Origin of the sequence: Granulicatella elegans ATCC 700633 (assembly GCF_000162475.2) — a bacterium.
In the GTDB taxonomy this organism is placed as follows: domain Bacteria; phylum Bacillota; class Bacilli; order Lactobacillales; family Aerococcaceae; genus Granulicatella; species Granulicatella elegans.
In genome coordinates this window covers 954029-967032 of sequence record NZ_KI391971.1, presented here as the reverse complement: position 1 = coordinate 967032, position 13004 = coordinate 954029, and the positions used below count along the sequence as shown (strand labels likewise).

The following is a 13004-nucleotide window of genomic DNA, read 5'->3' as shown; positions in this document are numbered from 1 at the left end:
TATATAGCAAGGACGCTAGTAGGTTCTCAATTGAATCCCATGGCTAAAATTTCTACTTTAGAAAGTCATTTTTTACTTTTTCAATCTTTTTTGTTCGTGTTTTACTATATAATGCAAATGTTGTAGGTTTTAATGTTCATAAAACACAGTTTTTTTGTTTACATTTTAGTCAAAATAAGTTAAAATATTTCGTGGTAACAGATATGAAACAAATGCTTATTTAAGGAGGTTACCTCATGTTTGAAATGAAAGTTTTTGATTATGAAGATATTCAATTAGTGCCGAATAAATGTATTGTAAATAGTCGTTCAGAATGCAATACAACTGTTCAATTAGGGAAACACACTTTTAAAATCCCTGTAGTACCTGCTAATATGCAAACGATTATTGATGAATCAGTTGCAGAATTTTTAGCAGAAAATGGATATTTTTATATTATGCACCGTTTTGATGAAGAAGGAAGAATTCCATTTATTAAAAAAATGCATGAAAAAAATCTTATTGCTTCAATCAGTGTGGGTGTAAAACCTCATGAATATGAATTTATTGAAGAATTAAAAGAGAAAAATTTAATTCCGGATTATATTACCATTGATATTGCGCATGGACATGCGAATTCAGTTATTGATATGATTGGACATATTAAAGAGCATTTACCAGAAACATTCGTGATTGCTGGAAATGTTGGTACTCCAGAAGCCGTTCGTGAATTAGAAAATGCTGGAGCTGATGCCACAAAAGTTGGTATTGGACCTGGTAAAGTATGTATTACAAAAATTAAAACAGGATTCGGTACAGGTGGTTGGCAATTAGCAGCCCTTCGTTGGTGTTCAAAAGCTGCCCGTAAACCAATTATTGCGGATGGCGGAATTCGTACTCACGGTGATATTGCAAAATCAATTCGCTTTGGTGCTACAATGGTAATGATTGGATCATTATTTGCTGGTCATGAAGAATCACCAGGTAAAACAGTTGAAATTAATGGAGAACGCTTCAAAGAATATTTTGGTAGTGCATCAGAATTCCAAAAAGGCGAACGCAAAAATGTTGAAGGTAAAAAAATTATTGTTCCTTACAAAGGATCATTAAAAGATACTTTAGTAGAAATGCAACAAGACTTACAATCATCTATTTCGTATGCGGGTGGTTCAGATTTAGAATCGATTCGTAAAGTGGATTACGTTATTGTTAAAAATTCAATTTTTAATGGTGATTCTATTTAAACTTTTATTTAATTATCTGAATTCTAAAAACGATTCAATGGATTAAGTTGAATCGTTTTTTTTCTTTATTTTTAGTAAGATTTTTTGCTAATTCTTACAAAAAAGAGTAGAATAAAAAAGTTGATAGAGGAGGATAATTCGTGAAAATAAAAAATATTTTGGGATTAAGTTTCCTTATGGCTTCACTATTATGTACAAGTGCTATTTTAGCAGAAGAAAATGATTCCAGTACAAAAGAGGCTGTGCAAGAAACAACAGTAGAAACAGAATCAACCCAACAAGAAGAAAAAACTGAACAAACAACTGTGGCTATTCCATTTAGAGAAGATGTAATGGAAGCAATTGCGGAATATGGATATGGTGTTGAAGAAAATTATCGACCAGAAAGTACCATTATGGTTGATGCAGATACGGGAGAAATTGTATTTGGAAGTAATATTGATCAACCTTGGGATCCGGCAAGTATTTCTAAAATGATGACTGCTTATATGGCTTTTGAAGCAATGAAAGAAGGGAAGTTATCTTTAGATACAGTTGTAACAGCAACAGAAGAAGATCGTGCGATTTCAACGATTGGAGAAATTAGTAATAATATTATTGTTGCAGGTGTGGATTATCCAATTGAAGAATTATTATATATGATGTTTTATCCGTCTTCAAATGTTGCTACATTGATGGTAGCAAGAGCTACAGGATTATCAGATACAGAATTTTTAAATAAAATGAATGCTAAATTTAAAGAATGGGGTATGGAAAATACAAAATTCAATAATGCTAGTGGAGCAGTAGCTTCTGCATTCAGAGGATATTATACACCAGAAGGTTATAATAATAATCGATATAACCAAACAACTGCTAGAGATTTAGCGATTTTAGCGTATCATTTCTTAAAAGATTTTCCAGAAATCACTAACTTTACTAAAAATCCATTAATTACGGTTATGGTGGGAACACCTTATGAAGAATCCTTTTATACCTATAATAGTTCTATCCCAGGAATGTACCAAGGATTTCCAGGAGTAGATGGATTCAAGACAGGTTCAAGTCCTAGTGCGGCGTTTAACCATTTATTAACTGCTAAGCAAGAAGATACTCGTTTTATTCAAGTTATCCTAGGAGTTGGAGCTTGGGAAGATAAGGACAATAGTTCTTTCTTTAAGAGCCAGATTGGAAATGGATTGTTGAGAAAAGCTTTTTCTGAATATGAAACGCAAACCGTGTTAAAAGCAGGAGAACATACAATTGATGGAGTTAAAGTTCAACTAGATAAAGATATTAAAACTTTAGTGCGAATTGGTGAAACACCTAAATATCATTTAAAAGAGGATAAAATTGTCATTGAAACAGACCTTCCTCGTATTACATCAAAAATTGAACCATTAACTTATCCTGTAACAATTATTCCAGAAGAAGTAAAAGAGAATAAAGACAATAAACAAAATACAACTCCCGAAGCTAAATCGGAACTAAGTTCTAATTTTGAAGAATTTTTATTAAGTCTTTCTGATCAGCCAATTTTATTAGGTGCTATTATTATTGGGTTAGCTTGTGTAATTAGTGCAATTATTGTTTGTATTGTATTTATTTTAAAGAAATAAAAAAGAAGCTTAAAATCATCGACAAAGAATGATTTTAAGCTTTTTTAGCAATTAAAGACATATTTATGTTATGTAAAAAAACAAGCCTTTTCATAGTAGCATGAGTACTAGAAACCGATTGGTTTCTAGTACAGGAAAAGTCGAGAATACAGGCTCGACTTTTAGGCGATAGCCTCGCTATAGTGAGGCTATTATTATACGTAGAATACATAAAAGAGTTTATGGTAATTAACCAAAATATATTATTGCAGTAGCAGAAATATCAGAAGCCAATATGGCTTCTGATATAGGAAAAATTGAGACCTAGGCTCAATTTTTAGCCATAAAACCCGAAGGGGTTGCTGGCGTCCTTGCTACAGCAATAAAGTATTTTAAAAATATATTTTATTGTAAGGAGTCGATAAACCTTCCAAACGCTTCTTGTCCTTCAGTTGTTTGTTTAAAGACGCCGGCATCTTCTAATCCACGTTCAAAAATTTCACCAACTTTTTGATGAATCAAAGCTTCAACATTGTCTGGAGTAATGTTTTCATTCTCTTTAATTTCATTAGCCCATTCTTTATGCATTTCAGGCATTTGATGAGCTTGTCCAAGTAAGTATTTTTCAACTTCTTTCAGTTCATTTTTTAAACGAGGAGGAAGAATTGCTAACCCCATAACTTCAATTAATCCAATATTTTCTTTCTTAATTGGATGCACATCCACATGAGGATGGAAAATACCATCAGGATATTCTTCAGTCGTACGATTATTTCTAAGCACTAAATCTAATTCATAGACACCATTACGTACACGAGCAATTGGTGTAATCGTATTATGAGGTATTTCATCAGTAAATGCTAAAATATCAGCACTTTCATCTGAATAATTTCTCCACTTATCTAAAATATGAGTAGCTAGTTGAACAATTTGTTTTGTATCTTTACTCGCTAAACGAATCACTGATAAAGGCCAATGTAAACGAGAAACAGTTCCATCAAATCCTTTAAACGTGTAATTTTCTAAAATTGGAGCAACATCCATAGGAAATACATGTCGACCAGATTGATAGTGATCGTGGACTAAAATAGAGCCACCGACAATTGGTAAATCAGCATTTGATCCAACAAAATAGTGAGGGAACTGACGTAAAATATCCATTAAATTCTCAAATGAACGTTCTGTAATTTGCATCGGACGAGGTACTTGAGTTAAGAAGATAGAATGTTCGTTAAAATAAGAATATGGAGAATATTGGAATCCCCAATCTTCATGATTAATTTCTAAACGAATAATTCTATGATTACTACGAGCAGGGTGGTTAAAACGTCCATAGTATCCTTCGTTTGTCATCGTTAATTGAGAGGCAGGGTAACTAGATTGTTTTACCAATTTTGCTTGCGCAATTGCTTTTGGATCTTTTTCAGGTTTTGATAAATTAATTGTAATTTCTAAAGTGCCATATTTTCCAGAATATGGAAATTGAATATTTTTAGCAATTGCTCTTGTTTGGATGTAATGATTTTTTTGGCTTAATTCAAAAAAATAATCTGTTGCTTTTTCAGGATTTTCTTTGTAATGATTCCAGAAGTTTGCATTTACAACAGATGGAAGAGGCGTTAATAAATTCATAACAGCTGCTTCAAATGCTTCTTTTTCAGGTAAAATATCTTCAATGACCCCTAATTCAATCGCTAATTGAATAATTTCATCTACTGAATCTTCTAATAATGGTAATTGATTTTGTGAAGTATCAACTGGTTTATAATCATCTAATTTTAATAGATGAAGTAATTGATTCGTTACATAAATCTCGTCAACTGGATCTAATAATTTTTCCAGTTTAGCTTTTTCAATAAAATTTGTAATACTATGATACATATTCCTTTTTCTCCTAACCCATTTAAATAATTTATATAAAAAATGCAATCGTTAACCATTCTTTTCCCATCAAAATGTAACGACTTTTATATAAGCCTATTATAAAATGAAAGTATAAAAAAACAAACCATTTTTAGTATAAAAACTAAAAATAGTTTGAGAAATTAAAAAACTCAATAATTATTTGAAAAAAGCCCAAATATAATCGATAATCGCAGTTAATCCATAAGTATATGCCGCTAAAGTAATAGGTTTACAAATTAGAATAATGAGGATGAACTTTTTATAACTCATTTTTGTTAAACCAGCAAGCATACATAGGAAATCATCAGGTGAAACAGGAAAAGCCATCATAAAAGTAAAGAAGTAATCAAATTTATTTCCACGATTTAGCCATCCGATATAACGATGATAGGTGCTATCATTCACCATTGATTTTACAAATAGTTGTCCATAAATTCGTGCTAAATGGAAAGCAATAATGGAACCGATAATAATACCGATATAGTTGTAGACATTTCCAATAAACATTCCATAAATATATACACCAGCAATACTAGTTAAAGCACCTGGAATAATTGGAATAACTGTTTGTAAAATTTGTAATAAGATAAAAACAGGTGGTCCCCAAATGCCTGCACGTTGCATATATTCACTAAGTGCCTCTTGGGAAGTAAATAAACCTTTTTGATAAGCCCAAATACAAAAGATAACTGTAGCAATTGCTCCTGCAACAGAAGCAGCATGCATCATTCTTTGTGCAAAGGGAGATAAAGGCTTACCTTGTTTAATTTGTGTTTCAGTCATAGCTACTCCTTTATTTTAAATGGTTTTCTACAGCTACTTTATCATAAAAGGCTTGCCATTGTTGGAGTACGTTTTCTTTAGAATAGAATTGTTCTCCTTTTTTAGATTTTTCGCAAGCATCTTGATAGAAAGCCTCATCTTGTTGTAATTGACGTAAAATTTCTTGGAATTGTACTTGAGAATTTCCTTTTAAGTAATAATCAAATAAAATAGGTCGATATTCTCTTAAATCTCTTAATAATAATGGAATATTTGCATTCATAGATTCCAAAATCGTCATAGGGAACAGCTCTTCAAACGAAAGTTGTAACATCACATCGCCCATATTAAAGAACTCATTCATTCGTTCTCTTTCTACAAGCCCTAAGAAATGAACATTACTTGGTAATTCATCCATATGTTCCATAATTTCTTTACGACCTTCAGAAATCCCTTTAAAAGCAAAATCACCTGCCCATACAAATTGGATATCAGGCATTTTTTTAGCTAAATCAATAAATTCTAAAACACCTTTTCTCATTTGTAATTGACCTGCAGATACAACGGTAAATTTATTTGGATCTAATCCAAAAGATTCCCGAAGAGTTGCTTTTGAACGATCCGTAATTTTATAAAAAGTATCACGTGATACAAAGTTTGGAATGTACGTGATTCTTTCTTTTGGAATTCCATAATGTTCTAGATCTTCAATAAAACGTGGATTAACGGTTACTAGGTAATCTGCTTGTTTATAAAATTGAAGAACGTATTTATAAAATAATTCTTTAATCGGACGAGGTAGGGAAATACTTTTTTCTAAAGTTTCCGGTAAAAAGTGAACAGAAGCTATCATTGGACGGTTTTGTCTTGTGATAACAGATTTAATTAAAAAATCTGGATTAATCGTATGAATATGAGTAATATTGTATGTTTTTAATTGATTCACAACGACTTGATAGTCTTTTAAACCTTCTGTTACGAGATTAATTTGTTCTTCTGTAGCAGATAGAACACCTTGTCCTTTTACACTATCTGCTCGTGTAAGCATATTGATCGTTAACATATTGACTCCTTTAAGAAACAATTTCGTTTACTATTCTACCATGAAATGAAGCATTTGGAAAATAGCTAGTAAAATCTTAAGAAAAGATTTGAAAATTAAAAGATAACTTTTTGCCTTATGGGTAATTTTTTTGTATACTAGATACAGAGAAATCAAGAGAGGTTATTCATGAAGCGTCAAAAAAATAAACCTAAAGGTAAAGCATCTAAAAATTCAAAAGAAGCAATGACATTAGTGGATTGTTATTATATCCCAACAGCAATTGCAGAACATTTTTGCCTATTAAGAGAGCATTGTGCGACAGAAGTAGAACAAACTTTATTACAGCACTTTGCGAAAGTTCAAAGAGAACAACGGGAAGACATTGGCGAAGTAATTGTTGCTTATGATGAAGCTGGTACATGTCATGGTGAGATTAGTTTAAGTCCAACTGAAATATCAAAATTAGAAAAAGAAATTTCAGCCGAGAGATTAGATAAATATTTAGAAATTTATTTCAAATAAGATATTTTAAATAATGGATGAAGTATAATCTTTAACAACTCCTGTTGGAAATTCCTTCAGGAGTTTTTTTCTTAAGTCGTGTAATTTGCCTCAACACTTGGAGCTTGATATCATCAAATAGAAAGGTAGGAGATACTATGGAATTTGGAATTCGTAATTTTACGTTTAGAAATCCAACGAAAATTTTATTTGGAAAAGATCGTATTAAGGATATTGATGGAGAAATTCCAAAAAATGCAAAAGTATTAATTTTATATGGAGGAGGTTCTGTTAAACGAAATGGAGCCTTTGATCGTGCTGTACAAGCATTAGGAAATCGTGAATGGGATGAGTTTGGAGGAATCGAAGCAAACCCAACATACGAAACATTAATCAAAGCTGTTGCACGTGTAAAAGAAGAAGGTTTTACTTATTTACTAGCAATTGGTGGTGGTTCTGTCATTGATGGAACAAAGTTTGTAGCAGCAGCAAGTGTTTTTGATAGCAATCCATTAGATATGTTTAGAGGAGGATTTGGAAAAGGGCTTCCTGTTACAAAAGCTGTTCCATTTGGAACGATTTTAACATTACCTGCAACTGCATCTGAAATGAATAGTGGTGCTGTGATTACCTTTGTAGCATTAAAAGCAAAAGTAAGTTTTAGACCAGATGTTACATTTCCTCAGTTTTCAGTACTAGAACCTGAATTAACGTATACATTACCAAAACGTCAATTAGTCAATGGGGTTTTAGATACCTTTATTCATACGATGGAAAATTATTTAACATATCCTGTAGATGCAAAATTACAAGATCGTTATGCAGAAGGCATTTTACAAACATTAATTGAAATTGCACCAACAGTCATTGATGAGGATAATCACGACTTTGCTGCAAGAGCGAACTTTATGTGGTGTGCAACAAATGCATTAAATGGAACAATTTCTGCAGGTGTGCCAACAGACTGGGCAACTCATGCATTAGGTCATGAAATTACATTAAATCATGGAATCGATCATGGACGTACATTATCGATTGTGTTGCCAGCAATGATGAAAGTACGGAAAGAACAAAAATGGGATAAACTCATTCAATATGGGAAACGAGTTTGGTATTTATCTGGAACACCAGAAGAAATCGTCAATGGAGCAATAGAAAAAACGGAAGAATTCTTTGCATCATTAGGTGCACCAATTCGATTTAAAGATATTTCATTAGATGAATCAGTCATTGAAGCATTAGTGGAAGGATTAGGACGTCACGAGAAAATTCATTTATCTGAGCATCATAATTTAGAATTAGAAGATGCAAGAATTATTTATCAAACTGCATTATAGTAGGGGGAAGGAGCGAAAAAATGGCAAGTGAATTAATTGAAGAAAAGTTAAAACAATTGCCTGATTTACCAGGATGTTACTTGATGAAAAATCAAGAAGATGACATTATTTATATTGGTAAAGCAAAAAACTTAAAAAATCGAGTTCGCTCCTATTTCCGTGGAGCACATAATACTAAAACTGAAAAATTAGTGAGTGAAATTCATCATTTCGAATTTATTGTTACAAAAACGAATAAAGAATCATTATTATTAGAGATTAATTTAATTAAGAAATACCAACCTTATTACAATATTAAATTAAAACAAGGAACCATGTATCCTTATTTAAAAATTACAAATGAGAAAGACCCTCAACTGATTATTACAAGTAATGTTGAAAAAGATGGAGGCATGTATTTTGGACCCTATCCGAATGTTTATGCGGCAACAGAAACGCAACAGCTCATTCAAAAAATTTATCCATTAAGAAAATGTGGAAAAAATGAAACACGCGCTTGTTTTTATTATCATTTAGGGCAATGTATTGGCTGTTGTGATCATGAAGTTTCACCAGAAATATATCAACAACAAAAGAAAAAAATCCAACGATTTCTTGAAGGCGATGTAAAAGAAATTAAGCAAGATTTACAAAAGAAAATGGATGAAGCTTCAGAACAATTAGAATTTGAACGAGCCATTGACTATCGAAATCAAATTCAATACATCGAAACAACAGTAGAAAAGCAGCATATTATGTCTCAAGACTTTACAAATCGGGATGTATTCTCATTCTATATGGATAGAGGTTGGATTTCTATTCAAGTCTTTTTACTCAGACAATCCACAATTATCAAGAGAGAAGCAGCATTATTCCCGATTTATAATTCAGCAGAAGAGGAATTGATATCATTTATTGTACAATTTTATCAAGAACAAAATCATATTTTACCAAAAGAAATATTAGTTCCAGCAGAAATTGATAAGGAATTATTGGCTGAAGTATTAGAAGTTAAAGTATTAACTCCTCAAAGAGGACCGAAGAAGCGAATGCTTGATTTAGCGACACAAAATAGTGAAGTAGCTTTACTTGAAAAATTCAAGATTGATGAAAATAGTCAGCAAAAAACATTAGGTGCGGTGGAACAATTACGACAAGCACTTGATTTAAGCCGTTTAAGTGTCATTGAGTCATTTGACCACTCGAATATTCAAGGGACAAATCCTGTATCAGCAATGGTTGTATATCGAGATGGAAAACCGGAGAAGAAAAGTTATCGAAAATTCAATATTAAAACGGTACAAGGGAGTCATGAATTTTTAACGACTCAAGAAGTTGTTAGAAGACGATATTCAAGATTATTAAAAGAACAAAAACCTTTACCGGATTTAATTTTGATGGATGGTGGAAAAGTTCAGATGAGAGCTGCCATGGAAGTTTTAGAAGATGAACTCGGATTATCGATTCCAATTGCTGGAATGGTAAAGGATGAGAAACATAAGACTGCTCATTTACTGTATGGGGAAGAGTATGAACAAATTGAATTAGATCCAACGAGCCAAGCTTTCCATTTATTACAACGAATTCAAGAGGAAGTTCATCGATATGCGATTACATTCCATCGTCAGGTACGAAGTAAAAATGCTTTTTCATCCATTCTTGATGAGATTGAAGGAGTTGGACCAAAGACTCGTACGAAACTATTACAGCATTTTAAAACGATGAAGGGAATTCAAGAAGCAACAGTTGAGGAAATTCAAAAGCTTGGAATTTCTGAGAAAGTGGCAAGAAGGATTAAACATTCTGTAAAATAATATCATTGGGATTTCTCTTGGGGTTTGAGGCCGCCAGTAGCCTCCTTAGGAGTCACATGATATTTTACAACTGCGATAAATCCCATGTGTTCCAAACTGTACCTTTAATTGTTATAAAAAGTTTCAATATTGTTTAAGTGTTTATATAACAGGTTTTTTAATCTGTTATATTTTCTTGTAAAAATAGTAAAAAAAGATTGATTTCTTCCTCATGATGTGCTATCTTATGTTAGTCAAAAATTTATGAAAAAAGGCAGGTAAAATCATGAACAAATGGTTTAAACTAGGTGCAGTTGCTGCAACATTATTTTTAGGAGCTTGTTCAACTTCAACAAGTACTACTACAAGCAAGGATACTGTATCACAAGCGCAAAAAAATTGGGATGCAATCGAAAAAGCAGGAAAGATTAAAGTTGCAACAGCAGGTACTTTATATCCACAATCATTCCATACAGATAAAGACAATTCTTTAACTGGTTATGATGTTGAGATTGTAAAAGAAGTTGCTAAACGCTTAAACTTAGAAGTTGATTTCACTGAAATGGGTGTTGATGGTATGTTAACAGCATTAGATAGTGGTCAAGTGGATATTGCGAACTATTCAATCGAAGAAGGATCAAAATATGTTGATAAATATTTACGTACTGAACCTCATAAATATTCATTTACATCAATGGTAGTTCGTGAAAGCGACAATTCAGGTATTTATTCTTGGGCTGATGTAAAAGGTAAAAAAGCTGCAGGTGCTGCAAGTACAAACTACATGAAAATTGCTAAAAAATTAGGGGCAGAATTAGTTATCTATGACAATGTTACAAATGATGTTTATATGTCTGATTTAGTAAATGGTCGTACAGATGTTATTATTAATGACTACTATTTACAAAAAATTGCTGTAGCATTCGGTAAAGATACTTTCCCAATTAAAATTAACGAAGGTATTTACGCAAACCCATATAGCGCAAGCTTCTCTATTAAATTAGGAAATGACGTTATCCAACAAAAATTCAATGAAGCATTAAAATCAATGAAAGAAGATGGAACTTTAACTGAAATTTCTAAAACATTCTTTGCTGGTGAAGATGTAACTCAACCAAAAGACTTGAAATTAGAAAAAATTGATTTTTCTGATGTAGAATAAGAGGCGATGACGTTTGTTTAATCTTAAGTTAGCGATTCATAGTCTTTCCTTTGTATTAAGTGGTTTACAATATACATTAGGAATTGCTGGAGTAAGTTTTATTTTCGGAACGATTTTAGGGTTCATGTTTGTTTTAATGAAACGTTCGAACATCAGAGTTCTAAGAATGATTGCTAATTTCCATGTTTCTTTTATGAGAGGAACTCCTACATTAGTATTTTTATTCTTATTATATTTCGGATTACCTTATTTAAAAATTCAACTTCCAGCTCTAGTCTGTGCAATCTTATGTTTTAGTATTGCCAGTAGTGCATACATCTGTGAAGTACTACGATCTTCGATTGATGCAGTGGACTATGGACAATGGGAAGCTTCTACTTCCTTAGGATTGAATTATTTTCAAACATTAAGAAGAGTGATTGTTCCTCAAGCATTTAGAATTTCAGTACCGCCTTTAAGTAATGTGTTATTAGATATGATAAAAGGAACTTCGTTAGCAGCAATGATTACGGTACCTGATATTTTTCAAAATGCTAAAATTGTTGGAGGTCGAGAATTCGATTATATGACGATGTATATTTTAGTAGCATTAATTTACTGGAGTATCTGTTTAGTGTTTGAACAAGGTCAGAAAATTTTAGAAAAAAGATTATCATTATATTAAGGTTGTTCGACAAATCCTGTTGGTGAGAAATCACCAACAGGATTTTTTATATGCAAAAAAGAGAAATCCGAGTTATGATTAAGTCGACCAAAACCAATCAAAGGAGGATTTCTCTCATGGACTATTGTATACGAAAATTACTAGGATTAACAGAAAAAAATTTTATTGCGGATGAAAATTGGTTAGAAATCGTAACAGAAAATAATGAAATCGTTCATAAAATTAAAGGAACTTGGACAAATACTTGTACTTCTTGTCCTCATTGTTCAAGTAAAACTATCATTAAGCATTCTCCTATGGAACATAAAATAAGAATCCCACATCTATACGGAAATAAAACTCTTTTAGACTTAAAAGTACAACGATTTATCTGTAAAAATTGTCATAAAACATGGGTTGTAGATTGCCCTCTTGTTCCTAAAAACAGTAATATTTCTTATGATTTAGCGTGTCAAATTATGTTGTACTTAAAAGAAAACTTCTCTAGAAAAACAATCGCCAAACTTCTTTCAATTTCTGATAAGACTGTTGAAAGAGTGATGAAGAAGTTCAAAATAAAAACAATGCAACGATATAACTATTTACCTAAAATACTTTGTTTAGATGAATTTAGAGGCGTTAAAACGCAACAAGGGAAAATGAATTTCATTTGTTTAGATGGAGAAAATCGCCAATTAATTGATATTTTACCTGGTAGAACACTTCATGAATTGATTTCTTTCTTTATGAAGTTCTCCCGTAAACAACGTTTAAAAGTAAAATATTTAGTGATGGATATGAATGCTTCTTATCAAAACCTTATTAAAACAGTATTTCCAAACGCTGTTATCGTAGTAGATCGATTCCATATCGTTCAACATATGAATCGCAATTTTAATCAACTTCGAGTTGTGATTATGAAGCAATTCTCTGCTAAATCAACACAACAGAAGACATTAAAACGCTACTGGAAACTACTGTTAAAACCAAGTGAAGAATTGGATGAAGAAAAACTGCACTATAACTATCACTTTAAGACGCATCTCACCCAAGCACAATTAGTGGAAAAATTATTGA

11 protein-coding genes are annotated in these 13004 nt (G+C 31.9%); 8 read left to right on the top strand and 3 right to left on the bottom strand.

Going from position 1 to position 13004, the window contains the following annotated elements; translation table 11 throughout:
* Window positions 1-245 precede the first annotated feature (245 nt).
* Together guaC and HMPREF0446_RS04585 are read left to right on the top strand one after the other, a co-directional pair.
* Window positions 246-1223 carry a GMP reductase gene (gene guaC, locus HMPREF0446_RS04590; protein ID WP_006702572.1) on the top strand — a complete coding sequence of 326 codons (978 nt, stop codon included), beginning with the start codon at window positions 246-248 and terminating at the stop codon, window positions 1221-1223.
* Window positions 1224-1363: 140 nt separating this feature from the next.
* Window positions 1364-2821 carry a serine hydrolase gene (locus HMPREF0446_RS04585; RefSeq protein ID WP_020991368.1) on the top strand — a complete coding sequence of 486 codons (1458 nt, stop codon included), beginning with the start codon at window positions 1364-1366 and terminating at the stop codon, window positions 2819-2821.
* A 384-nt stretch (window positions 2822-3205) separates the two neighbouring features.
* On the opposite strand, the gene galT is transcribed toward HMPREF0446_RS04585, so the two are convergent.
* From galT to HMPREF0446_RS04570, 3 genes are all read right to left on the bottom strand, one after another.
* Window positions 3206-4681 (bottom strand): UDP-glucose--hexose-1-phosphate uridylyltransferase, encoded by a 1476-nt coding sequence (gene galT, locus HMPREF0446_RS04580; RefSeq protein ID WP_006702574.1) that lies wholly within the window; start codon window positions 4679-4681, stop codon window positions 3206-3208.
* Window positions 4682-4861: 180 nt separating this feature from the next.
* Window positions 4862-5488, bottom strand: coding sequence for a TVP38/TMEM64 family protein (locus tag HMPREF0446_RS04575; protein WP_006702575.1), 627 nt, complete (start codon window positions 5486-5488; stop codon window positions 4862-4864).
* 10 nt (window positions 5489-5498) lie between these two features.
* Window positions 5499-6530, bottom strand: coding sequence for a glycosyltransferase family 4 protein (locus HMPREF0446_RS04570; RefSeq protein WP_020991367.1), 1032 nt, complete (start codon window positions 6528-6530; stop codon window positions 5499-5501).
* Window positions 6531-6698: 168 nt separating this feature from the next.
* Between HMPREF0446_RS04570 and HMPREF0446_RS04565 the strand changes: the two genes are divergently transcribed.
* From HMPREF0446_RS04565 to HMPREF0446_RS04540, 6 genes are all read left to right on the top strand, one after another.
* Window positions 6699-7034 (top strand): hypothetical protein, encoded by a 336-nt coding sequence (locus tag HMPREF0446_RS04565; protein ID WP_006702577.1) that lies wholly within the window; start codon window positions 6699-6701, stop codon window positions 7032-7034.
* Between the two features lie 137 nt (window positions 7035-7171).
* Window positions 7172-8350 (top strand): iron-containing alcohol dehydrogenase, encoded by a 1179-nt coding sequence (locus tag HMPREF0446_RS04560; RefSeq protein WP_006702578.1) that lies wholly within the window; start codon window positions 7172-7174, stop codon window positions 8348-8350.
* A 20-nt stretch (window positions 8351-8370) separates the two neighbouring features.
* Window positions 8371-10143 carry an excinuclease ABC subunit UvrC gene (gene uvrC / locus HMPREF0446_RS04555; RefSeq protein WP_006702579.1) on the top strand — a complete coding sequence of 591 codons (1773 nt, stop codon included), beginning with the start codon at window positions 8371-8373 and terminating at the stop codon, window positions 10141-10143.
* A 265-nt stretch (window positions 10144-10408) separates the two neighbouring features.
* Window positions 10409-11284: a transporter substrate-binding domain-containing protein gene (locus HMPREF0446_RS04550; protein ID WP_006702580.1), complete on the top strand. Its 876-nt coding sequence runs from the start codon at window positions 10409-10411 to the stop codon at window positions 11282-11284.
* A gap of 13 nt (window positions 11285-11297) precedes the next feature.
* Entirely contained in the window at window positions 11298-11948 is a 651-nt protein-coding gene (locus tag HMPREF0446_RS04545; protein WP_006702581.1) for an amino acid ABC transporter permease, read from the top strand.
* 116 nt (window positions 11949-12064) lie between these two features.
* The coding region (locus HMPREF0446_RS04540; protein WP_020991366.1) for an ISL3 family transposase at window positions 12065-13004 on the top strand (940 nt) is incomplete at its 3' end.